The organism is Vibrio sp. 1CM23M (assembly GCF_023161755.1).
GTDB lineage: Bacteria > Pseudomonadota > Gammaproteobacteria > Enterobacterales > Vibrionaceae > Vibrio > Vibrio coralliirubri.
In genome coordinates this window covers 913,671-937,039 of sequence record NZ_JALNTR010000002.1, presented here as the reverse complement: position 1 = coordinate 937,039, position 23,369 = coordinate 913,671, and the positions used below count along the sequence as shown (strand labels likewise).

The following is a 23,369-nucleotide window of genomic DNA, read 5'->3' as shown; positions in this document are numbered from 1 at the left end:
CATGTGACGCGTGTCACTTCATTTTGTAATGAGCTTGGTTAGAGTGTGTTCGTACCCCACGAATTTACTATGAGCTTAAATAAGGGTAAAAAGCCCAATAAGCCAAAAGGAGCGAACTATGTCTCAAGCTGTTTTCCACTTAGGTGTTACTGAAGCAGATCTTAACGGTGCTACTCTTGCGATCATCCCTGGTGATCCTGCTCGTGTGCAAAAAATTGCAGAAGAGATGGAGAACCCAGTATTCCTTGCTAGTCACCGTGAATACACGCTTTACCGCGCAGAGCTAGACGGCAAGCCAGTTGTTGTATGTTCAACAGGTATTGGTGGCCCATCGACTTCTATCGCAGTTGAAGAGCTTGCTCAACTTGGTGTTCGCACTTTCCTACGTGTAGGTACTACTGGTGCTATCCAACCTCACGTAAACGTGGGTGACATGATTGTTTCTACAGGTTCTGTTCGTCTAGACGGCGCTAGCTTACACTTTGCTCCAATGGAGTTCCCAGCAGTTGCTGACTTTGAAGTTGCTACAGCAATGAAAGCGGCAGTTGAAGAATCAGGCGCAGCAGTTCACATGGGCGTAACGGCTTCAAGTGATACGTTCTACCCAGGTCAAGAGCGTTATGACACGTTCTCAGGTCGCGTTGTTAAGCGTTTCCAAGGTTCTATGCAAGAATGGCAAGACATGGGCGTTCTAAACTTCGAGATGGAATCTGCAACACTACTAACAATGTGTGCAAGTTCTGGTCTGAAAGCAGGTTGTGTTGCTGGTGTAATCATCAACCGTACTCAAAAAGAGACGCCTGATCACGACACACTAAAAGTAACGGAAGCGCGCTCAATCAAAGTGGTTGTAGAAGCTGCTCGTAAAATGCTTTAAGTCTTAAAGTGCTCTGAGTTTTAGAGAGCATTAAGTTTTCAAGTGACATTAAATTTTGAAAATGGTCGCATCGAATGATGCGGCCATTTTTTTGTGCCGTCTGAAAGTAAGCAATAGAGAAAACAGACAACAAAAAAGGCGAGTGACTTAATCGTCATTCGCCTTTTTAACAATCTGCTTAAGAGCATTGAGCTCTCATGAGTTTATTGGTTTTTAGTACTCTAGATCTTCACTGCCACCCGCAGCCGTAAACCATGCCGTTAGGTGTGTTTTAAGATCTTTCAATTCGTCAGGGCCAATCAATGCAAGACCAAGATCTTCTGCTCGTGTGATGTCATTATGACGAAGAGGGCGGAAGCTCACCAACATTGCACGTGCTTGTAGGCCACCTAGCAGGTCTCTAAGCGATTCCAGTTTGTATAAGGTGTCATCACCATCATCACGCATGCCTTTGGTCTTACATTCGATGATGTGCAGCTTATTGTTCACCACAGAGGCAACATCAAGCTCGTTACGAACCTCACGTTCACCCAGTTGACGGTATACCTGAACATTCAAAGAACGGTCTTGAATAGTCGGCATGTCATCTTGGATTTGTTTAACTGTGCTATGAACCAATGTTTCAAGCCATTCACCGTTTGAGAAGCGGCGCGCGTCTTCATTAGCAAAGGTTAAAATACCGTTGTCGTAAGTTGCAATCTTAGCTTCAACTAAATCGCTCAGCAGCATGTTGAGCTCGCGATAGCCTTGTTGCTTCTCAGATAACCCTACATCAAGTTTCTGTTCTTTACGGCAGGTCGTTGCTAGGTAGTTCAATGTCGCAAGGCCAGGGCCTAGTTCGAGTGCGTTACTTGCCCAACGTTCACCCAGTTCATAAAGTTTCTGATCCAGTTGCGGAGACAGCTGAACATCGCTGAATTCACCGCGAGCACCGAACACAGTTAGGTAGTCGTCGATAGTGATGCGGTCTTGAACTTGTGCATCTTCTTTGCCATTTGGGTACAACCAGCACAGCTTGTCGCTATTTGGTTCCACCACGAAGATTGGCCAGTGGTAAGTACGGAACACTTCGTAAACAGAAAGTAGGCGGTGACGTAGGCCACAGCTTGCGTTGAGCTTCACTTCTTGGCCGCGTGCTTTGAGGTCTTCAGCAAGGGTCTGGATAGATTCTTTAATGACGGACGTATTTACGATGGTCGGAATTTCGAAAAACTCACTTGTAATGTCGCGCTTGTGCAAAACGCTGTCTAAACGTTTGTACATACTGACTTGATTTTTGTCGCCGATAAACACGATGTGAGTGCTGACCGTTCGGTTATCAAGTAATGGGGTGAGCAAGCGAATGGGGTCTTGATCGATAATGCCAACATGAACAGCCATATAAATTCCTTAATAGCGGCTCGCTCATAAAGGTGAAAGAAAAAAACGGGAAGCAGCAAGCCTTAATAATCATATAATGACAAAGCTCATAAAAAACAAGGGCAACCCTTGATAAAAGTTGCCCTAGCTCAATTAGTTACCACTATTGGGTAAGAAGTCTCAACAATCTCACTAAATATCTATCGATTCTTCATTTATCTATAGTTTGAATTGATGTACTAAATCACCTTGCTGATTCGCCAGAATTGTTAGGTTTTGGCTTGCTTCTGCAATTGAAGACATCGCTTGGTAACTCTTATCTGCGATATGGTTGATGTCTTCGATGTTGCGTGCAATATCACCAGACGTTTCACTCTGCTCAGCGGCTGCTTGAGAGATGTGTGTACTCATGTGGCTGATCTCTAGAATCAAGGCTTGGATCTCTTCCATCGCACTGTTTGCACTTGAAGCTTGTTGAACCGACATGTCCATATCGCTCATACAGCTTTCAATTACGTTGCTTGCCGTTTTCGAACTTGATTGCAGATTGCTGATCATAGTCTCGATTTCAGAGGTTGATTGAGTGGTCTTCTGTGCTAGCACTCGTACTTCATCAGCAACGACTGCAAAACCACGACCTTGTTCACCTGCACGCGCTGCTTCGATAGCCGCATTAAGTGCAAGTAGGTTGGTCTGTTCAGCAATGCCACGAATAACGTCAAGGATTGAACCAATCTGGCTACTCATCTGTTGCAGTTCGCCTACAGCGCCCACCGATTCAGTCAGGCGAACCTCAAGCTGATTAATGGTGCTGATGTTGGTGTTCATTATCTGACGACCAGATTCAGAAGCCGATTCTACTTGTTGAACCATGGTGAGTGAGCTTTGCGCGCTGTTCGCCACTTCCTGTACAGAATGAGACATCTCTGTCATTGCGGTCGCAACGGTCGCGGTTTGTTCGCGTTGACTGTTCAGTTGAGCCTGCGTTTCAGATGACGTCTTCTGGTTGACGCTTGCAGTCTTAGTTAAGTCATCTGAAGCATCGTTCAGCTTCACAAGAATATTGTGTAGGTTATCAGCCAAGGTGTTGATGTGACGGCTCACGCGGCTGAATTCGTTGTCGTAACGAATGTCGATACGCTGAGTCATATCGCCTTCGGTTAGACCTTCTAACGTACCTAGGATGCGAGTTAATGGCTCTCGTACGCTATGTGCAATGTGGTAACCAATTGCAGCTGCGAACACGGTTACAACAATGCCAATTGCGATCGCGTTGAATAGGCCTTTGTCGTAGATGCTACTTGCGTCAGCGAGTGATGAGTTGAGTTGCTCTTCAGCAGTCACGTTGAACGAGTCCAAAACAACCATTGCTTGGTCAACTTCTACGGCTAGGTTGGCGATGTTCACGTACAGCGCTTGCTTGGCTTGTAGGTAGTTGTTGTGTTTGTCTAGTACGCCACCTTTCTGACCAACGTCTTTGGTGAACTTCTGAACCGACTCATCGAAGACATTTTTAAGTGCTGGTAGTTGTGTTGATAGGCCGCGATAAGCGTAGTTAAGATGAGTAACGGCCTTTTTGTTTTGGTTAACGGCTTTCTGAACGAAGGCAACGTCAGAGCTAGCAAGTGCATCAGAGGTAATAACTTCTGCATCTTGCAGTTTGATGAAGTAGCTCTTCGCCATCACTTTTACAGAGATACTTTTCTGGTCAGCAACGTACTCTTTCATGCCAACGGTTAATTCTGAATGTAAGCGTTGGAAGTCACGAGAGGCTTTTTGCACTTGTTCTTGTGCTTCGAACATCGCAACGTAGTTGTTCATCGCTTCGTCAGCTTCGGCGAAGTAGCGTTCTTCCATCGCTCGTAATTGTGCGATGCGTTCGATGAGTGTTGAGTCGTTCTGGCTTGCCGCCTCTAGATTGCTTAGAACTTCAGAAAAAGAGTTTTGTGATTCAGCAAACTCTGTGCGCATTGCAGACATGCGTTCAGCGTTTTGTGTGGTTAAGAAATCTTTGAATGACTTATCAGCAGAAAGCAATTGAACACTTGTTTGATTTGAAAGCGCGACAAGTGGCAATGAGGTTTCTGAGACACTCTCAAAATTGCTGTGTATCTGATTCATGCTGTTCATCATGATGGTTATCGTGACTGCGAACATGATGATGATCAGTGCGAAACCAGCGTACATACGCTTGATCACAGATCCCTTCATGGCTTTCTCCCTAAATAAAAATGCAGACCTAATGTCAGGTCAAAGTAAAACTAACAAAATTGTCAGCATTCTATTGAGCTCGGCTTACGCGTTTTATGACGCATACGTCAAAAATAACGCTCAGTTATAACCAACATGCCATTCTTGAGAGCTAAGGCTCGTTTTCTTTGATTTGAACGGTGTTTTTTATTATGCTTTAAAGCAGATTTATTGTGGTTTGATGCGGCATAGCGCATACTCAAAGCATTAAAAAATAAATGTTTTATCGGAGAGAAACATGGCTGAAGAAACCATTTTTACTAAGATCATCAACAAAGAAATCCCAGCAGATCTACTATACCAAGACGATTTAGTAACCGCATTTCGCGATATTAACCCTCGTGCGCCAAGCCATATCCTAATCATCCCAAACAAGCTGATTCCGACAACCAACGATGTTGAAGTCGAAGATGAAGCGATGATGGGGCGAATGTTTACCGTTGCTCGTAAGTTAGCAAAAGAAGAAGGCATCGCAGAAGATGGCTATCGTCTTATCGTGAACTGTAACTCTCACGGTGGCCAAGAGGTTTATCATATTCACATGCACTTGGTTGGCGGCCGTCCACTTGGCCCCCTATTAATGAGCTAATGAAAAGCTAACGAGTTAATGAAAGCTAATGAGCTAGTTTAAACGCGCTCATTAGTGGGTTAACACAAGTTGTTAGTTGGAAAATTTGTAGTTTGTATGCCAACTTTAAGTTCTATCTGTTGTCTGAATGTCAGCATCGCCTAGGCAGAGGCTAAATCAGTAGGGTTTCAACTGGCTTGAGATCCTTTTTACAACACGTTTCGTTTTGATAATGAGACCATTAAAGGTCAGCAGACCCTAATAAAGTTGGCATTTTAAACATGCACGGAGACGATAAGTGAAGCAACAGTTTAGATTCGCTTCCATTGCCCTGTTATCGGCGTTGACCGTAGGTTGTGCGAGTATGTCTGCAGGAAGCCTGTTCAGTCATTACAGCGCACAAAACAAAGCGATCTACCAAGCCGTTAAATCTGGAGATTATTCAGAGGCTCAGCAAGAGCTACCAGATTACGCGGCAGGCGACATCCTTGATAACTTTGAAAGAGGCAGAATTAATCTGCTGGATCAAAAATACCCTGAGAGTAAGGCTTCGTTCGAAGTGGCTGATCAGGCGGTGACTGAGCAGCAACGCAAAGCCGTGATCTCAATCTCAGACAGTGCAACCAGTGTGGGTGCGTTGGCTGTGAATGACAATATTACTGAGTATGTTCCAGCCGATTATGAGTTGGGCTTTCTTCATCTATATCTCGGTTTAAATTACCTTAAGAAAAACGATTTAGAAGGTGCGGTGATCGAAATGCGTCGCGCCAACCAAGTTCAAGAACAAGCGAAGAAGCAACGCGAGGCTGAGTTAGATAAAGCAGCCAGCGATGCGAAGAAGCAAGGCTTGTCTGCCAATGTGGGTAGCATTCTTGCCAATTACCCTGATGCGGGTAAAAAGCTGCAGTCAGTACAGAATGCGTATCTGATGTTCTTGTCTGGTCTGCTTTATGAAGCGTCAAATGATTTAAACAGCGCCTATGTTGACTATCGTCGTGCTTTGGCTGTGATGCCAGATAACCAAGAAATCATCGATAGAACCATGTCAACAGCCGCTCGTTTAGGGATGCGACAAGATTTAGCGACATTAGAAAAACGCTATAAGCAATCTTCTAAACTTAGTGCAGGTGAAGGGCGAGTGATTGTTCTTCAAGAGCAGAGCGCTGTACAAGCTATGGACAGTTGGCGACTGGATTTACCTGTTTATGACAGTCGCGATCAGGGGGCAATATACTCTCTTGCGCTGCCATATTACCCAAGTCAAAACGTAGAGCGTTTTTCTGCCTTGCGAATCAGCGGTCAACCGTTACAAGAACACTTGATCACAGACGTAAACGCGATGGCGCAGAACGATTTATCTGAACGTATGACAAGCATTGTTATTCGCCAAGCGCTACGTGTAGTCGCGAAAGATCGCATTCGTAAAGAAGCAACCAAAGGCGATGATGTCGGTAATATTCTGTTCAACGTGTGGAACACACTGACAGAGCAACCAGACACTCGCAGTTGGCAATCATTACCTGCAGAGATTAAGAGCAGCACGCTTGTAGCAAACAGCGGTCAATATACGTTGGAAGCGGGCGCTAAAACGTACGACTTTGATATTCGAGAAGGGCAAACCACCTTGGTGTGGATTTCTCGACAAGGAAACAACGCAACAATGTGGCATAAACAGCTAGGGAGGCTGTAATGAAAAAGTGGTTAGTGAGCTTAGCAGCGGTTATGGCTCTGGCTGGTTGTGCTGATAATACAGCTGGCGTAAGGGTCGATAGTCTGACTCAGAACGTTTTCTTTGGTGACAAGGTATTGGGCAGCCGTTTACAGGTTGAAGATATTCGCACCGATCTGGTCGACGGTCATACGCGAGGAATCGTTCGTTTAAACAGTAACTATAAAGGCGATCAACATATCCTTTATCGTTTTTACTGGTACGACGATGCCGGGCTTGAGGTCAACCTAAAGCAAGGCCCTTGGAAGCAAGCGATTGTTCGTGGTTTTGAAAGTATTTCGCTGTCGGAAGTGTCGGTAAACCCGAAAGCGACTCAGTTCAGAGTCCAGTTCCGAGAGCAGTAAGTTAGATTAAACGAGTCTCATGATTCGTAAATACAAGAATTTAAGAGTGTGGGTAACCCCGCTCAGTGATAAGTTGAGGAAACAAAATGAAAAAGAGTGTCATTGCGCTACTAGGTTTAGCGGTTATTTTAGGCGGTTGTTCAAACAAGGTAAGCTACGGTGATGCACAAGCAGTAGAAACCACGACAATCGATTTCGGTTCAACTGACCTTCAAACGATTGCGGGTGAAATGGTCGATAGCATGATGGCGTCTGGTTCTGTGTCTTACATTACTCGTGAACAGCGTCCAATCGTGTTTGTAGAGCGAATCAAGAACAAAACAAGTGAGCACATCGATACTGAGTCAATCACTGACACTATCAGTACGAAGATGTTGAACTCTGGTAAGTTCCGTTTCGTTGATATGGACCGTGTAGAGTCTGTTCGTGACCAATTGAACTTCCAAAACAACGATGAGCTTGTAAACCAAAGTTCAGCGATTCAATTTGGTAAAATGGTTGGTGCTCAGTACATGCTGTACGGCAACCTATCAAGCATCGTTAAGAAAGCGGGTAGCGATGAAGACGTATACTACAAAATGACGATGCGTCTAATGGATCTTGAGTCTGGCTTGATTGAATGGGCTGACGAGACTGAAATCCGTAAGCAACAATCTAAGAGTCTACTAGGCCTTTAATTTCGCTTACTTGCCAACTATACGCGGCCAGTTTTGACAGCGTATAGCTTGGTCACACGCCAATGCAGTGCATGATGCGCTGTTTATGAAGAGACACTGGCTTTTGGTCAGTGTCTTTTTTGTAGGGAATGAAGGCGTTTATAGGGCAGTTAAGACGTTTATAGGGAGTAAATATGGCAATTTTTTCTTGGTCTGAGGCTAAGCTTCTTGATACCAGTTTGAGTTCGCTTGACGGTTACTTTTCTGAGCCTCCAGTTAGAGCTCAGACATTAACCGGCGGTTTGACCAATCGATGTTGGAAGTTGGTTGATGCCGATGGTACTGCGTATGTTTGGCGGCCAACCACACCTATCACCAAAGCGTTCTTCATCTCTCGTCATGAAGAGTACCAAGTGCTGTCTGCCATTGAGCGACTCGGTATCGGACCAAGCCCAATGGTAGTGAATGAGCAGGGGTTACTGGTTGAGTGGATTGCGGGTGAGACACTTTACGAAGATCTAGAACTCGATGACCTGTTGAAAACGCTGATCTCTGTTCATCTGGTTAATACTGCGCGATTACCACTGCAACCATTCAGTTTCACGGCGCGAGTCGACCATTACTGGCTGCAGCTTGATGCGATTCATAAGACCGAAGCCTGCACTAAGATTTATCAAGAGTGGCGCGTGGCTCCGAGTATTACCAATGTTGACCTGTCTTTGTGCCATTTTGACTTAGGTGGTTATAACCTAGTGAGAAACAGTGACGGCATTAAGATTATTGATTGGGAATACGCTGCGCTCGCAGACCCTAGGCTCGATTTAACATTAACCATTGGGGTTGCTGGCGTGCCAGTCACAGAAGCGGTTGAGAAGTACTGTCAGCTGCGAGGCATCCATGATGTTCAGCCTTGGCTTGACGGCGTAGAAGCATGGTTACCAAGAAGCCAGATGATGGCGATGCTATGGTATTTACTTGCTCATCAGCTTTGGGGCGATGAAAGTTATCTGCGTGAAGCGGAGGCTCTGAGTCACACTTTATGTAGCTAGGATCACGTTTAGGAAGTGAAAAATATAATTTCTCAGCTGTTACCTTTAAAACCTTGTTTTTCGTGTTAGATTGATCAAAACGTACCAATATTCAACGGGGGAGGTACAATGATTATCTATCTACATGGCTTCGACTCAACAAGCCCGGGCAATCACGAAAAAATACTGCAGTTGCAATTCATTGATGATGACGTTCGTTTCATCAACTACAGTACTTTGCATCCAAAACACGATATGCAGCATCTGCTAAAAGAAGTGCATAAAGTGATAGAGCAATCCGATGATCCGCATCCCATTATTTGTGGTGTAGGTTTAGGTGGTTTTTGGTCTGAGCGTATTGGTTTCTTATGTGGGATTAAGCAGGTGGTGTTTAACCCTAATCTGCACCCTGAGAACAACATGGTAGGTCGAATTGACCGTCCAGAAGAATACGAAGACATCGCAACTAAATGTGTTGCTCAGTACCGTATGAAAAACAAAGGACGCTGTTTAGTGGTGCTTTCTCGTGAAGATGAAATTCACGACAATACTAAAACAGCTGCCGCGCTAGAAGATTACTACGATGTAATCTGGGATGAGAAAGAGAGTCATAAATTCAAAAAGATCTCTCAACATCTTCAAGCAATGAAAGCGTTCAAAAACGCTTAATCAATCCAGATGTTTTATAAAAGCAGTGCTCAATGAGTGCTGCTTTTTCACATCTGAATCTTAGAGATTGGTATTGATAAAGTAGTTGTATATGTTTTATCGGTCGGTTTGTGCATTTATAGATCAGTTTGCGCAAACGTTAACTAATTAGTCGCGAATCCTCATTGAGGGTAAGGATTTTTTTGTTGCGGTCATCTTTTTGCTATATATAATGTTCCCAAGCAAAATATTTTGACAAATATCAAAAAAAATTGAGAGCGAGTGAAAAAACTTGCCCATAATTTGTGTTCTGCCTCTCAGGTAGTCACCTTTTTTATCCACGTGAGCAAAGCAACAAACCATTATTTGTTGTTTGTAACCCCTCTAACTACTCGGTGAGCTGTCGTTATTCTTTTTCGCGGTAACCCAATTTGTAACAGCCTTCGCATTCAAGGCCGAGTAGATACATAGAATTTATCGGTTGGAGTAATCGAGCCGAACCCCATTTATTCATTTTGTAGAGGATTGTCATTGTGACAAAAATTATCGTAGTAGGCGGCGGTGCTGGTGGTTTAGAGCTAGCAACTAAGCTAGGCCGCACTTTAGGTCGTAAGAAACGTGCCCAGATTACTCTGGTAGACCGTAAAGCAAGCCACCTATGGAAACCATTACTTCATGAAGTAGCAACTGGTTCACTGGATGAAGGTGTTGATGCACTAAGCTACCGTGCACACGCAAAAAACCATTACTTCGATTTCCAAATGGGCAGCCTGAACGACATCGATCGTGAGCGTAAAGTGATTGCACTAAGCGAGCTGACTGATGAGCACGGTGAACTGCTGATGCCAAGCCGTGAACTTGAATACGATATTCTTGTGATGGCGCTAGGCTCAACGTCAAACGACTTCAACACTCCAGGCGTTCGTGACAACTGTATTTTCCTTGATAGTCCAGAGCAAGCACACCGTTTCCGTACAGAAATGAACAACCAGTTCTTAAAGCTTCACGCTAAGAACGGTCAAGGCACGGTAGACATCGCGATTGTTGGTGCGGGTGCAACAGGTGTAGAGCTTTCTGCAGAGCTACACAACGCAGTTAAAGAGCTTCGTACTTACGGCTTCGGCGACCTAGATTCAAGCAAGCTGAACGTAAACCTAGTTGAAGCGGGTGAGCGTATTCTTCCAGCTCTACCTCCTCGTATTTCAAGTGCAGCACACTCTGAGCTAACCAAGCTTGGTGTGAACGTTCGTACGAATACGATGGTGACTCAGGCGGATTCTGACGGCCTAACAACCAAAGATGGCGACAAGATCCCAGCTCAAATCATGGTATGGGCAGCAGGCATCAAAGCACCAGATTTCATGAAAGATATCGGTGGCCTTGAGACCAACCGTATCAACCAGTTGGTTGTGAAGAACACGCTGCAAACAACACTGGATGACAACATCTTTGCGATCGGTGACTTGGCGCAATGTACACAAGCAGATGGTTCATTCGTTCCACCACGTGCACAAGCGGCTCACCAAATGGCAAGCTGTGCATTCAGCAACATCATTGCTAAGTTGAACGGTCGTGACCTGAAAGATTACATCTACAAAGATAAAGGCTCGCTAGTTTCACTAAGCCGTTTCTCTACGGTAGGTAGCTTGATGGGTAACCTGACGAAAGGCTCGATGATGGTTGAAGGTCGTATTGCTCGTGTGGTTTACATCTCTTTGTATCGCATGCACCAGATGGCGCTTCACGGCTTAATCAAAACATCACTGATGATGTTGGTTGGTCGTATTAACCGCGTACTTCGTCCAAACCTAAAGCTTCACTAAAATCAGGTAAGCCTTTAAGGTCATTACGCTGATAATAAAAAAGAGCTCTTCGGAGCTCTTTTTTTGATCGTGTCGATTACGTACTATCGCATGTGTTGAACTCATTTCTGCTGTTAAGACGTTGGAGGTAGCACAGAATAAACCACGCCATCTTTTGGCTTACCGTTAAACAAAAATCGATTCTTGGCAATGGTTTCTCGTTCTGCGCCACACTTCTCTATCAACTTTTGGCTAGGTAGGTTCTCGGTATCGCAGACAACCTCCAAACGCGTTAACTTGAGTTGCGCGAAGCAAAATTCAAATAGGGCGAGCATTGCTTCTTTGGCGATCCCTCTCCTTTGAAAGTCATCACCGACCCAATAACCTAAACTCGCCATATTAAAGGTGTGGTAAAGCTCATTAATGGCAACCATACCGACTAACTTATCGCTTTGTCGTTCAAAGATGCCAAAGCCAAACGCATCGGCTTTGACCCAGTTCAGGCGAGTCGCCAGAATAAACTTCTCGGCTTCGACGATAGAAAACTCGCTATGACACCAGTCGACCCATGGCAACAAGCTAGGTGAGGACTTAACCAGCTGAGAAAATTCTTGAGCATCTGAGGCCTCAATGATTTTAAGGCTAAGGTTTTGTGTGTTGATCTGAAATTCAGGGCTCATAAGACGTACCAAGTAACGTGTAAGTACTGAACAAAGAGAGTCAGTACAGAATAAAGATAAATAGCACTTAATAAAACGCCCTCACTTGGAGGGCGGATTGAATTATTTATATAATTATAGCCGAATCGGCAAGTAACTTACTGCGCTACACGTCTAACTTGAATTACCATTCCAAGAAGTGGGTGGTCAAGGTAGTGAGTTTCTGTGCTGCGCATACGACGTTTCTGGTCCATGCGGTAGCTCTTAAGGAACTCTTGGACTTCAACCGTCGGAGAAATCTCAGTTAGGTTGCCCACTTGGACGTTGCTTTCTGCGCCACTTACTGGTGAATCTAGCTCGATTTGTTGCTCTTGTAGAGTTACTTCACGAACGCTTGGCGCTTTTAAATCTAATGTCGTTTCAGCGTATAGGTAGTGCTGAACGTAGATTTGCAGCTTGCCGTCTAATTCGTAGAGTGGCTTATCAATGGTCTCTTCTTGGAACCCATCAGCGCTGCCTGTAGTGATTGCGCCTTTTTCAGAGCCATCAGCATTAAACTGTTTAGAGAAATCTTTACCTGCTTGAATATGGAAAACAGGTGCAGAGCTCTTACCTTGGTCGCCTTGACGCCAAGCGGTATGCATCAGAACTTCAAAGCCAGCGTGTTTACGTAGCTTGTCTTTCTGAGGCGTTAACTTGTATTCCGAGTAAGGTAGCATTTGAACGCCTTTCTTTGCTCGGTATTGGGTATCTTGAAATGAACCAACGCGTTCAAGTGAAATCTTAGGCTGTGTATTTGGCCAAGATTCGTTCACCTTCTCTGCATCAACAGCGCGCTTAAAAATGATCACTTCTATATCAAATTGTCTCTGCGCCAAACTTGGCAGTGAGACGAACAATAGTAGCAGTGGGATCAGTCTTTTCATTTTTACTCCGTCTTCCAGCCGAACTACCGGCTGGATAATTTATATGTGCAAGTGGGGATTGGGTCTTATGCTGAAGGCAGCAAGTTTTGTCTGAATTCGCCCAATAAATCACTAACAAATTGAATTCGTTTCCGTCTGTCGACCAATGATATCGTAAACTTGAACTTTGTTGGTCCTTCCATTGAAAACTTTTGCGGTTGAGATTGCAACAGTTTAACAAGGTAGGCCGGGTTTATGTCAGCATCCGGGTAGAATTCTAAGAATCCACCCTTATCGTGAGCTTCAATTTTCTTCGCTTTGATAGACGCTGCGGCTAATTTTAGCTCAGAAACCGACAACAAGTTCTTGGTTGCATCAGGCAGAAGGCCGAAGCGATCAATCAACTCGACTTTCAACTCTGCCAATTCATCGGTGTCACTCACACTCGCTATACGTTTGTACGTTGATAAGCGCGTGTTGATGTCTGGGATGTAGTCATCTGGCAATAGTGCTGGCAGACGCATCTCAATTTCAGTTTGTTCACGTAGTAGGTCATCAAGCGATGGCTCTCGACCTTCTTTCAATGCTTCAACCGCTTGTTCAAGCATCTCCATGTACAAGGTGAAACCAACTGACTGGATTTGACCACTCTGCTCATCGCCCAATAGCTCACCGGCACCTCGAATCTCTAAATCGTGAGTGGCTAGGGTGAAACCTGCACCTAAATCTTCAAGTGAAGCAATCGCGTCTAGTCGCTTAATCGCATCTTTGGTCATTGCCTTTGGATGTGGCGTTAACAAGTAAGCATAAGCTTGGTGGTGAGAACGACCCACACGGCCGCGCAATTGGTGTAACTGTGCCAAACCAAGGTTATCGGCTCTGTCCATCAAGATGGTATTTGCCGTTGGTACGTCGATACCGGTTTCAATGATGGTTGTACACACCAACAAGTTAAAGCGCTGGTGGTAGAAGTCATTCATGATGCGTTCCAGTTCGCGCTCACGCATCTGGCCATGAGCCACAGTAACGCGTGCTTCTGGAATCAACTTCTGAAGTGACTCAGCTGTTTTCTCAATCGTGTCGACTTGGTTATGCAGGAAGTAAACCTGACCACCACGCATGATTTCACGCAGCACCGCTTCTCTTACGATGGCATCATCACTTTCGCGAACGAAGGTTTTGATTGCTAAACGTCGCGCTGGCGGCGTCGCGATGATAGACAAGTCACGCATACCACTCATCGCCATGTTCAGCGTTCGTGGGATAGGCGTTGCAGTTAACGTTAAGATGTCGACATCCGCACGCATCGCTTTTACTTTCTCTTTCTGACGCACACCAAATCGGTGCTCTTCATCGACAACCAGCAAGCCAAGGTCTTTGAACTTAATATCGCTCGAAAGTAGCTTGTGAGTGCCAACCAAGATATCGACCTTACCGTCGGCGACATCTTGCATGATTAATTTCTGTTCTTTGGCTGATTTGAATCGAGACAGAACTTCGACACGAATCGGCAAGTTGGCAAAACGGTCGCGGAAGTTTTCGAAGTGTTGTTGAGCAAGTAGGGTAGTTGGCACTAACACCGCGACTTGTTTGCTGTTGTCGGTACAAACGAATGCTGCGCGCATCGCGACTTCGGTTTTACCAAAGCCAACATCACCACACACCAAACGGTCCATGGCTTTGGCTTGGCACATATCCGACATAACGGCATTGATGGCCATTGCTTGGTCATCGGTTTCTTCAAACGGGAAGCCAGACTTGAAAGTCGCATATTGGCCACGGTCGAGCACAAACTTGTAGCCAGGTTTTAGCTCTCGCTTGGCGTAAACATCAAGTAGCTCTGCTGCAACGTCACGGACTTTCTCTGCGGCGCGTTTACGAGCTTTTTGCCACGCTTCGCCACCGAGTTTATGTAGAGGTGCTGAATCTTCAGCGCCCCCAGAGTAACGTCCGATTAAGTTTAGAGAGGCAACTGGTACGTAGAGCTTGGCATCGTTTTGATATTCAAGTGTTACGTATTCGGTTTTCATGCCGCCGGCTTCGAGTGTTTGCAAGCCGATGTAGCGACCAATACCGTGGTCAATGTGCACGACAGGTTGACCCGGTTTAAGTTCGGCTAAGTGACGAATTACAGTATCGCTATTAACGCTTTTCTTGTCTTTCTTACGGCGCTGAACAACGCGATCACCCAACAGGTCGCTTTCACAGATAAGGGCGATGTTTTGCTCTTCGTGGATAAAGCCATGTTCCGCTGACCCTAGGATCAGGCTGAACTTATCTTTACCTTTAATCGCCGCATCGAGGTTTTCAGCTTCGCTTGGACGAACTTTAATGCCTCGAAGTAATTCACTCAGAGCTTCACGACGACCTTCAGATTCAACTGAAAAGACCACTTTTCCTTCGAAGGCTTCAGTGAACTTTCTTAGGTTTGCGAGTGGTTCTTTATTCTGATGTTGAACACTGAGATCAGGAAGAGACACAACCGGAAGGTTGGTACGTCCGGCTTTTTCTTCAATTGAATCTAAGCTCAGATTGACTTGTGGCTTCTGTTTGAAGTGTGCGAACAGCTCGTCTTTCTTCAGCCATAGTTGTTCAGGCGTAAGCAGTGGTCGTAATGGGTCTACACCGCGCTGTTCGTATCGATGAGCAACGTCCGTTAGGAATGAATCTACTGCAGTCTCGACATCACCTAGAATCAGCAGTTGCGCTTCATCGGCAACGTAATCAAACAAGGTTTCAGTGTGATCAAAGAACAGCGGCTGCCAATACTCGATACCAGCAGGCCAAGTACCTTTTGAAACCTGCATATAAACCGATTCTGGTTCGCGGCGCGCATCAAACTGTTGGCGCCAACGAATACGGAAATCTTCAATCGCTGTTTCCGAGGTCGGGAATTCGTGAGCAGGCAGTAGGCGGATCTCAGAGATGTCTTCGATAGAACGCTGGTTTTCAGGATCGAAAGTACGAATAGTGTCGATTTCGTCATCGAAAAAATCGATTCGATACGGGTCTTTACTGCCCATTGGGAACAGATCGAGAATAGAACCACGGCTTGCGTATTCACCTGGGCCAAACACTTGATCAACGTAACGGTAGCCTGACTTTTCAAGCTGCAAGCGCAGTTTCTCAAGCGAGTAGAGATCGCCCGTTTTCACCATTAACGTGTGTTGTAGTAAAAAGTCTCGCGGTGACTGGCGTTGCAATAACGTGCTGATCGGAACGATCGTGATGCCATCTTTTAGTGTTGGCAGTGCATAAAGGCGAGCGATACGATCTGAGATGATCTCTTGGTGCGGCGAGAAGCTATCGTATGGCAGCGTTTCCCAGTCAGGGAATAACGCAACTTCATGTGCCGTAAACTGTTCAATTTCAGATTGAAGCTTAAGAGCAACTTGTGGGTCGGGCACAGCCAAGACGGTATGGCTGTTGTGTTGCTCTGCGAGTTTGGCAATGGCAAGAGCGAGAGACGAACCGACTAGGTTACCGATGTGCTTTTTGTCACCGGCACCTTTAAGTTTAGGTAGTGTAAATATGGATTTTTTGGTCATGTTAATTTACTTGTTATCTCGGTCTAGAGAGCGTTGACGCAAGAGTTTCTGTTGTTGATGAAGTGCCGCTTTAATTAGCAGGTCTTGGTCGGTATCGCGAAGATGAGCGTATTTAAATTTGATTTCGAAACCTGAGTCTTTCGCTTCGCTAGCAAAGACTTCTGCGTAGCAATAAATAGCTGCAGCTGGGTGCTCTAGGAAAAGTTTGGCTTTTACTAAGCGACCCGGTTCGATGTCTGCTTTTGAAAAGCAGGAAAACTGACTCGCACCAAATGAATAGGTGTGAGTGCGAAATTTCTCATCATCTTGCTGCGATAACATAAAGCTCAACAAGAGGTTTAATTTTGAGTTTTGTGCATCCAATAAACTGGTGACATTCTTCAAGTCGCTGTTTTTCAGTTCAGCACGAGCACTGTCAGCTAACAGATCCAATTGGCTAAATTCACTTGCCACCACAAATGGTGCTGGGATCTCAGATTCGAATTGAATTTGAGAAGGTAAAGTGAAGCCGCTGTCCATTGGTTCAATATTAGCGGTAAGGCTATGGTGAACGGTGAAAAACTCTTGTTCTGTCATGCGTTAGTTCCTTGAAGTGATCTATTGATTATCGCTATGTGGCCGCAGTAATCAAGATCAGTTAATTGAAAGTCTCAAATAGTTGTTTGAAATTTGGTAATTTGACAAGGTTCTGTTTTTCAAGCCTAACTAATTGAGTTAATTCACTCTATATTTTCAATTAACCCCTACACAGTAACAGCAATACCCGTTACATTAACCCGCATCCCCTTTAGATGGTTCAAAGTATGTTTCATCCTATTTCGTTGTTTGTTGGCCTACGCTATTTGAAAGGCCGTTCAGGTGATCGCTTTAGCCGTTTTGTTTCTTATATGTCGACGGCAGGTATCACCATTGGTGTGCTGTCTTTGGTTACTGTTTTATCGGTAATGAATGGATTCGAAGCGCAGTTAAAAGACCGAATTCTTGGTGTTCTTCCTCAAGCGGTGGTTTATGAGCAAGGTGGCACTACCTCTCTTTCTGCCCAAGCGCCTAATTTTGCAGAGCAAATCTCGCTTAATGGTCACGTTGAACCGATTGTCCGAAGTGAGGCAGTGATTCAGAGTCCGGCTCAGTTATCTGCGGGGCTATTAATCGGTATTGAACCTAATTCAGATGACCCTCTTCAGAACCACTTAATTGCAGGTCGATTGTCTTCACTTAAAGCGGGTCAATATCAGTTGTTCCTCGGTCATACTTTGGCGAGAAACTTGAAAGTTTCTATGGGTGACAAAATTCGCCTGATGGTGACCAGCGCTAGCCAATACACCCCATTAGGTCGTATTCCAAGCCAACGAAATTTCACCGTTGCCGGTATTTTCAACACAGGTTCTGATATCGACGCTCAACTGATGGTGACAGATATTAAAGATGCTGGGCGTTTGATGCGCTATAAATCAGACACCATTTCCGGTTGGAGACTGTTTTTTGAAGACCCGTTTGAAGTGGCAGAGTTATCAACTCAGCCATTGCCAGAAGGTTGGTTGTGGAGTGACTGGCGAGACCAACGTGGCGAGCTATTCCAAGCCGTTCGTATGGAAAAAAATATGATGGGCTTAATGCTTGGGCTTATCATCGGTGTTGCTGCTTTCAATATCATCTCGGCACTTATCATGGTGGTGATGGAGAAGCAGTCTGAAGTCGCGATTCTTAAGACCCAAGGCATGACTGATGGTCAAGTCATGGGGATCTTCATGGTTCAAGGCGCAAGTAGTGGCGTGATTGGGGCGCTCTCTGGTGGTGTGTTAGGCGTTGCCCTAGCGATGAACCTTAATGCTATTTTAGAGGCGATGGGCGTTGCTCTATTCTCATTTGGTGGCCAGCTACCAATTCTGATTAACCCAATTCAAATCGCTGTTGTTGTGGTTCTGGCTATTGCACTTAGCCTGATTGCTACTGTATTCCCTTCTTATCGTGCATCGTCTGTGAAACCTGCTGAGGCCCTTCGTTATGAGTAATTTTCTTCAATGTAATGATATCCGTAAAACGTACCGTGAAGGCTCGTTAGATACTGAGGTGCTCAAGGGAGTCAGCTTTGAAATCGAAAAGGGTGAGCTAGTAGCAATCATCGGTACCTCTGGGTCGGGTAAAAGTACGTTATTGCATATTTTAGGGGCATTGGATGATGCTTCTGCGGGTAGCGTAAGTTTTCTTGGTCAAGATTTAGCATCTCTGAGCTCGAATAAGCAGGCCAAGCTTCGCAACCAACATCTTGGCTTTGTCTATCAGTTCCATCATCTTCTATCTGACTTTTCAGCGTTAGAAAACGTAGCAATGCCGTTGCTGATTGGTGGTGAAAAGCCAGCGAAAGCAAAACAAGAAGCGCAACGCCTGTTGGATAAAGTTGGATTGAGTCATCGTGTTGATCACCGACCTTCAGAGCTTTCTGGTGGTGAGAGACAACGTGTAGCGATTGCTCGTGCATTGGTGAATAAGCCTGCGTTAGTGTTGGCGGATGAACCAACCGGTAACCTAGACCATAACACCGCACTGTCTATTTACGACTTAATGCGTGAACTGAACCGTGAATACGATACTGCTTTCTTGGTGGTAACCCACGATGGTGAACTTGCGGGCAAGATGGACCGTCAACTTCACATGCAAGATGGTTTGTTGGTTAACGTAGAAAAAGAGGAGAGCTAAGTGTTTTCTTCTTTATCTCTATTGATAGGCGGTCGATTTAGCCGAGCGAAACAGCGAGACAAGATGGTGTCGTTCATCTCTTTGTCTTCGACAATCGGCATTGCGGTTGGTGTCGCTGTGATCATTATCGGCCTATCGGCCATGAATGGTTTTGAGCGTGAGCTTGAATCACGCGTGCTTTCTGTTATTCCACACGGTGAGTTTGAGGGCGTGAACGAGCCAGTAACTCGCTGGGAACATGTGATCGAACAGTCCGAAAAAAACGACAAGGTTGTGTCAGCTGCGCCTTATGTGAAAATTACAGCGCTTGCTGAAAAGGGCAAAGAGTTGAAAGCGATCGAAGTGCGCGGCGTTGACCCTAAGCGTGAGCAAGAAGTCTCGAGCTTGTCTAACTTCATCGATAAACAAGCTTGGAGTGAATTTAAGTCGGGGCAACAACAGATCATCTTGGGCTCAGGTGTAGCAGATGTGCTTGGCGCTAAAGTCGGTGATTATCTGACTTTGATGATTCCAACGGTGAATGGTTCTGTGAAGGTTCAGGCGCCAAAACGTGTTCGAGTGAAAGTGGTGGGTTTGCTGACGCTTAATGGTCAGATAGACCACAGCTTGGCTCTAATCCCTATTGGTGATGCTCAAGTCTACGCAAACTTAGGTGAAGCGGTGACTGGAGTCTCTTTAAAAGTGACCGATGTGCTGAACGCGAACTCTATTGTGCGCGAAGTGGGCAATCAGCTTGATGTGTACGTGTATCTACGAAGTTGGCAACAGAAGTTTGGCTTCTTGTATCGAGATATCCAATTGGTTCGCACCATCATGTATCTGGTGATGGTACTGGTTATTGGCGTCGCTTGTTTCAATATTGTCTCGACTTTAATGATGGCAGTGAAAGACAGAGCATCAGAGATCGCGATCTTAAGAACCATGGGTGCATCAGATGGTCTAGTGAAGCGCATCTTTGTTTGGCAGGGCGTATTCTCAGGTGTGTTAGGCAGTTTAGTGGGGAGTGCGATAGGTGTGTTGGTGGCACTTAACCTCACTACGCTTATTAAAGGGCTTGAAAAGCTGGTCGATCACCAGTTCTTGTCCGGTGACATTTACTTTGTCGACTTTTTGCCATCACAGTTGGATATGACGGATGTTGTTGTTGTGTCCGGTACTGCGATTGTGTTGAGTTTGCTGGCGACATGGTATCCAGCATCACGAGCGGCGAAGTTAAATCCGGCCTCGGTGCTTAGTTCTAAATAATCAGCAGTCAGTTCTCTAGTAGATACAAAAAAGGATCCCAATGGGATCCTTTTTTATTGAATTCAATTCGTGTTCTTTACGACTTTCGTTACATGCCAATCTTGCAGAGGTCAGCGGCTCATCTGATTTTAACTTGTGTGCATTTTAAGTGAAGCGCATACAAGGTTAGATTGAATGACAAGGAACGGTCGTTCAGTACCTTGCTTGTCGCTTTTTCCAACTTCTTACTACTGAGTAACGCCATAAACCGCGAATACCAAAGTAGCCAGTCATTGCTGAAACCACCCCACAAATCAGACAACCCAATAAGAACGGAGGCCCAATGGTGCTCATCTGCGCCAAGATGAAGTCCCAAGACAGCTCGAAGTGAAAGGCTTGCGGCGGAACATGCATAACAAACGCCCCGACTTTATAAGCAAAGTAGAAGAGAACGGGCATGGTGACCGGGTTACTGATCCAAACAAGTGCGACAGCCAGAGGCAGATTAACGCCACATGCGACGGCAAGGCCTGCAGACATAATCATTTGACTTGGTAGAGGGACAAACGCCATGAATAACCCAACAGCGAACGCGCCAGCCGCAGAGCGACGATTAAGGCACCATAAGTTGGGGTTGTACAAAACATTGCCAAAAACTTTCAATGCTTTCTGACGCTTGATTAACTCATGGTCAGGCATAAATCGTTTGATAAACTTTCTTGGCATAGGAGGAAGCTACTCTCTTGTTTAACACTTGGTTCTTGATTTCATTTGCTGCGACAGTTGTGTCTGCCAGCTTCTGGCCTGTGATGCCACATTGGGTTTGGGCACCATTGATGCTGTTGCTACTGCTAGCATCAACAAAGTATAGCGTTTTCCGGAGTGCAAGAGGTCCAGTAACAGCATTGATACTGGTTATCTGCCTAGGGAATACGATTGAAATACAGACGAGTCGCTTATTCCAATCAGGGCAGAATACTACCATAAATGCTTCGGTTGTTAGCCTTTTTAGTGAAAATAGCCACGGTTTTGAAAGCGTAATAGTAGCCAGATCAATTGGCGGCGAAAAATTAATCTCTCCTCAATTGATAAAATTGCGTTTATTCACCCCTTTTAAGTTAACGCTTGGAGATGATGTCAATTTATCTGTGTCCATAAAGCCGGTATGGGGCAAACTCAATGAAGCAGGCTTCGATTTAGAAAAGTACTTGTTTAGTGCTGGCGTGGTTGCCAATGCAACTTACAGGGCCGATACCAAATATCGAATACACTCTAGCACCAACTTGCGAGCCCAATGGTTTGAAACCAGCCTTGAAAGGTTAAGTCGGCTGGCAAACCAAGACCTCATTATGGCTTTAAGCTTTGGGTATCGGGAGCTCATTCATCCTCAGCGGTGGGATTTACTTAAAAGTAGTGGCTTAATTCATTTGATGGCTATCTCGGGACTCCATATCGGGATTGCCTTTGGTTTCGGTTATCAGTTAGGCAAGATATTCAGGTTACTTTCACCTTCATATCTTTGGCTTCCTACGATGTTCGGGCTCTGCTTGGCCTATTTCTACAGTTGGTTTGCTGGATTCACGCTGCCAACTTTAAGAGCTTTAGTGATGTGCGTCATCGCCAGTTATTTTTTGTGGCGTGGGCAGAATATCAGTTTGCTTCGGTATGTCGCTTTAAGTCTGTGCGTGGTTCTGCTGATTTGGCCGTTTTCAGCCTTGTCGAGCAGCTTTTGGTTGTCCTTTGGTGCATTGGGCGCTGTTCTCTATATCGCGTTAAATACACAGCGCTCAGCTTCAACCTTTACATTTATCGACCGTGCACTCCAACTGATTAAAATTCAACTGATGCTGACATTCCTGATCGCGCCTTTCTCGATGTTGTTTTTTAAAGGAGTCAGTTTAGTCTCTGTTTTCTACAACTTGTTCCTTTTGCCTTGGGTATCGATGGTGACGATCCCGCTGTTGTTTCTGGCAATGTTTCTAAGCTTAATGTCGGAGTCAGTGTCTGGCGTGGTTGGTATAACGGCGCTAGACAATGGCTTGGTTAGCCAGCTGTGGAAGTTGGTCGACTTGTCGCTTGAGCCTCTCGTATTTAGTCTTCCTTTCTCTGAGCGATTTTGGATCCAAGTCGATAACCAGACGATTGCATTATCAGTATTCCTTATCTTGTTCTTGAGCTTTGTTAGTCGGTATTTCAAGCGAACATTATCGATATTGGTAACTGCAGTGTTCGTGTTGTGGGGGGAGTTCGGTAAACCTCAGCAAGACAAGCTAACCATAGACATCTTGGATGTTGGGCATGGGTTGTCTTTGGTTTTAGAAAAGAACAATCAGATTGTCGTTTATGATCTTGGTAATGCGTGGCCAGGAGGCTCGGTTGTTGAGTCCTTGTTGATTCCTACTTTAAACCAAAGGGGGATTTTTGAATTAGAAGGCGTGATTGTGAGTCATTTCGATTCTGACCATGCTGGTGGTTATCCGGCGTTACTTGAGAACTATATGCCAAAGTGGATACGAACCAGTCAGAACATTATTCAAGAACGCCAATCTACCACTCAAGCCCCGTCTAATATTCAAACATGTACTATTGGAGAGGTTTGGAACTGGCAAGATGTTGTTTTTGAGGTGTTGTGGCCGCCTAAGCAAGTGAAGAGGGCGTATAACCCACATTCATGTGTGGTCAAGATCTCAGATCATAGTGCTGATTTCTCAATGTTGCTCACTGGTGATATTGAACTGGTAAGTGAGTGGTTACTTGCTCGTGAAGGAGAACAGCTAAGGAGTGATGTCATGTTGGTTCCGCATCATGGTAGCGATTCGTCATCGATTAAGCCGTTTATTGAGGCGGTGTCTCCTCAGCTGGCAATAGCTTCTCTTGCCAAAGGCAATCAATGGGGAATGCCTAGTGAGTCTGTTATTGAACGCTATCAGGAAGCGGGGAGTACTTGGCTTGATACTGGAGAAAGCGGACAAATAACCATCACTTTTAGCAAAGAAGGTTGGCAATATCATGCGATTAGAGAACAACAAGGCGGGCAGTGGTATAGGCAGATGCTCCGTAAGGGAGTAGAATAGA

19 protein-coding genes are annotated in these 23,369 nt (G+C 45.2%); 12 read left to right on the top strand and 7 right to left on the bottom strand.

The features are described 5' to 3' along the window. Positions 1-118: 118 nt before the first annotated feature. Entirely contained in the window at positions 119-877 is a 759-nt protein-coding gene (gene udp / locus MSG35_RS09510; protein WP_017632176.1) for a uridine phosphorylase, read from the top strand. Between the two features lie 213 nt (positions 878-1,090). On the opposite strand, the gene MSG35_RS09505 is transcribed toward udp, so the two are convergent. Both MSG35_RS09505 and MSG35_RS09500 read right to left on the bottom strand, forming a co-directional pair. Further along, entirely contained in the window at positions 1,091-2,257 is a 1,167-nt protein-coding gene (locus MSG35_RS09505; RefSeq protein WP_017065293.1) for a DUF1887 family protein, read from the bottom strand. A 198-nt stretch (positions 2,258-2,455) separates the two neighbouring features. Beyond that, positions 2,456-4,447, bottom strand: coding sequence for a methyl-accepting chemotaxis protein (locus MSG35_RS09500; protein WP_248383764.1), 1,992 nt, complete (start codon positions 4,445-4,447; stop codon positions 2,456-2,458). A 277-nt stretch (positions 4,448-4,724) separates the two neighbouring features. On the opposite strand from MSG35_RS09500, the gene hinT reads away from it, so the two are divergent. The 7 genes from hinT to MSG35_RS09465 all read left to right on the top strand — a co-directional run bounded on the left by hinT (position 4,725) and on the right by MSG35_RS09465 (position 11,282). Next, positions 4,725-5,075, top strand: a complete 351-nt coding sequence (gene hinT, locus MSG35_RS09495) for a purine nucleoside phosphoramidase (protein ID WP_017065295.1) — start codon at positions 4,725-4,727, stop codon at positions 5,073-5,075. A gap of 277 nt (positions 5,076-5,352) precedes the next feature. Continuing rightward, complete coding sequence (locus tag MSG35_RS09490; protein ID WP_248383763.1) at positions 5,353-6,744, top strand: hypothetical protein; 1,392 nt, start codon at positions 5,353-5,355, stop codon at positions 6,742-6,744. Next, positions 6,744-7,127, top strand: a complete 384-nt coding sequence (locus MSG35_RS09485; protein ID WP_017060222.1) for a YcfL family protein — start codon at positions 6,744-6,746, stop codon at positions 7,125-7,127. The genes MSG35_RS09490 and MSG35_RS09485 overlap by 1 nt, the downstream gene beginning before the upstream one ends. Positions 7,128-7,213: 86 nt before the next feature. Next, entirely contained in the window at positions 7,214-7,804 is a 591-nt protein-coding gene (gene lpoB, locus MSG35_RS09480; protein WP_017060223.1) for a penicillin-binding protein activator LpoB, read from the top strand. A gap of 173 nt (positions 7,805-7,977) precedes the next feature. Continuing rightward, positions 7,978-8,832, top strand: a complete 855-nt coding sequence (locus MSG35_RS09475) for a phosphotransferase (RefSeq protein ID WP_248383762.1) — start codon at positions 7,978-7,980, stop codon at positions 8,830-8,832. Between the two features lie 108 nt (positions 8,833-8,940). Then, a complete protein-coding gene (gene ycfP / locus MSG35_RS09470) occupies positions 8,941-9,480 on the top strand; it encodes an alpha/beta hydrolase YcfP (protein ID WP_009847155.1) in 540 nt (179 codons plus the stop codon). Positions 9,481-9,992: 512 nt separating this feature from the next. Then, on the top strand, positions 9,993-11,282 hold the full coding sequence (locus MSG35_RS09465) for an NAD(P)/FAD-dependent oxidoreductase (RefSeq protein WP_009847154.1): 1,290 nt from the start codon (positions 9,993-9,995) through the stop codon (positions 11,280-11,282). 113 nt (positions 11,283-11,395) lie between these two features. Here the strand turns inward: MSG35_RS09465 and MSG35_RS09460 are convergent, their stop codons facing one another. The 4 genes from MSG35_RS09460 to MSG35_RS09445 form a co-directional block, all read right to left on the bottom strand. Beyond that, positions 11,396-11,941 (bottom strand): GNAT family protein, encoded by a 546-nt coding sequence (locus MSG35_RS09460; RefSeq protein WP_248383761.1) that lies wholly within the window; start codon positions 11,939-11,941, stop codon positions 11,396-11,398. Between the two features lie 137 nt (positions 11,942-12,078). Further along, a complete protein-coding gene (locus tag MSG35_RS09455; protein ID WP_009847152.1) occupies positions 12,079-12,846 on the bottom strand; it encodes a peptidoglycan binding protein CsiV in 768 nt (255 codons plus the stop codon). A gap of 65 nt (positions 12,847-12,911) precedes the next feature. Next, positions 12,912-16,373, bottom strand: coding sequence for a transcription-repair coupling factor (gene mfd, locus MSG35_RS09450; protein WP_248383760.1), 3,462 nt, complete (start codon positions 16,371-16,373; stop codon positions 12,912-12,914). Between the two features lie 6 nt (positions 16,374-16,379). Beyond that, a complete protein-coding gene (locus MSG35_RS09445) occupies positions 16,380-16,949 on the bottom strand; it encodes a hypothetical protein (RefSeq protein WP_048614554.1) in 570 nt (189 codons plus the stop codon). A gap of 227 nt (positions 16,950-17,176) precedes the next feature. Between MSG35_RS09445 and lolC the strand changes: the two genes are divergently transcribed. The 3 genes from lolC to lolE are packed head-to-tail and all read left to right on the top strand — an operon-like array spanning position 17,177 to position 20,315. Then, on the top strand, positions 17,177-18,385 hold the full coding sequence (gene lolC, locus MSG35_RS09440; protein ID WP_248383759.1) for a lipoprotein-releasing ABC transporter permease subunit LolC: 1,209 nt from the start codon (positions 17,177-17,179) through the stop codon (positions 18,383-18,385). Then, positions 18,378-19,070 carry a lipoprotein-releasing ABC transporter ATP-binding protein LolD gene (gene lolD / locus MSG35_RS09435; RefSeq protein WP_048614550.1) on the top strand — a complete coding sequence of 231 codons (693 nt, stop codon included), beginning with the start codon at positions 18,378-18,380 and terminating at the stop codon, positions 19,068-19,070. Before lolC ends, lolD begins: the two co-directional genes overlap by 8 nt. Continuing rightward, positions 19,071-20,315, top strand: a complete 1,245-nt coding sequence (gene lolE, locus MSG35_RS09430; protein ID WP_248383758.1) for a lipoprotein-releasing ABC transporter permease subunit LolE — start codon at positions 19,071-19,073, stop codon at positions 20,313-20,315. It begins immediately after the preceding gene. A gap of 192 nt (positions 20,316-20,507) precedes the next feature. On the opposite strand, the gene MSG35_RS09425 is transcribed toward lolE, so the two are convergent. After that, positions 20,508-21,020, bottom strand: a complete 513-nt coding sequence (locus MSG35_RS09425; protein WP_048658288.1) for a DUF2062 domain-containing protein — start codon at positions 21,018-21,020, stop codon at positions 20,508-20,510. A 17-nt stretch (positions 21,021-21,037) separates the two neighbouring features. Here MSG35_RS09425 and MSG35_RS09420 point away from each other — a divergent pair, with 17 nt between their 5' ends. After that, positions 21,038-23,368, top strand: a complete 2,331-nt coding sequence (locus MSG35_RS09420) for a DNA internalization-related competence protein ComEC/Rec2 (protein WP_248383757.1) — start codon at positions 21,038-21,040, stop codon at positions 23,366-23,368. The last annotated feature ends 1 nt before the right edge of the window (position 23,369 follow it).

Coding starts and splice junctions, on each gene's coding strand:
- MSG35_RS09485 (WP_017060222.1), top strand. CDS start 6,744: ATGAAAAAGTGGTTAGTGAGCTTAGCAGCGGTTATGGCTCTGGCTGGT.
- MSG35_RS09460 (WP_248383761.1), bottom strand. CDS start 11,941: ATGAGCCCTGAATTTCAGATCAACACACAAAACCTTAGCCTTAAAATC.
- udp (WP_017632176.1), top strand. CDS start 119: ATGTCTCAAGCTGTTTTCCACTTAGGTGTTACTGAAGCAGATCTTAAC.
- ycfP (WP_009847155.1), top strand. CDS start 8,941: ATGATTATCTATCTACATGGCTTCGACTCAACAAGCCCGGGCAATCAC.
- MSG35_RS09445 (WP_048614554.1), bottom strand. CDS start 16,949: ATGACAGAACAAGAGTTTTTCACCGTTCACCATAGCCTTACCGCTAAT.
- lpoB (WP_017060223.1), top strand. CDS start 7,214: ATGAAAAAGAGTGTCATTGCGCTACTAGGTTTAGCGGTTATTTTAGGC.
- MSG35_RS09425 (WP_048658288.1), bottom strand. CDS start 21,020: ATGCCAAGAAAGTTTATCAAACGATTTATGCCTGACCATGAGTTAATC.
- lolC (WP_248383759.1), top strand. CDS start 17,177: ATGTTTCATCCTATTTCGTTGTTTGTTGGCCTACGCTATTTGAAAGGC.
- lolD (WP_048614550.1), top strand. CDS start 18,378: ATGAGTAATTTTCTTCAATGTAATGATATCCGTAAAACGTACCGTGAA.
- MSG35_RS09500 (WP_248383764.1), bottom strand. CDS start 4,447: ATGAAGGGATCTGTGATCAAGCGTATGTACGCTGGTTTCGCACTGATC.
- mfd (WP_248383760.1), bottom strand. CDS start 16,373: ATGACCAAAAAATCCATATTTACACTACCTAAACTTAAAGGTGCCGGT.
- MSG35_RS09455 (WP_009847152.1), bottom strand. CDS start 12,846: ATGAAAAGACTGATCCCACTGCTACTATTGTTCGTCTCACTGCCAAGT.
- MSG35_RS09475 (WP_248383762.1), top strand. CDS start 7,978: ATGGCAATTTTTTCTTGGTCTGAGGCTAAGCTTCTTGATACCAGTTTG.
- MSG35_RS09505 (WP_017065293.1), bottom strand. CDS start 2,257: ATGGCTGTTCATGTTGGCATTATCGATCAAGACCCCATTCGCTTGCTC.
- hinT (WP_017065295.1), top strand. CDS start 4,725: ATGGCTGAAGAAACCATTTTTACTAAGATCATCAACAAAGAAATCCCA.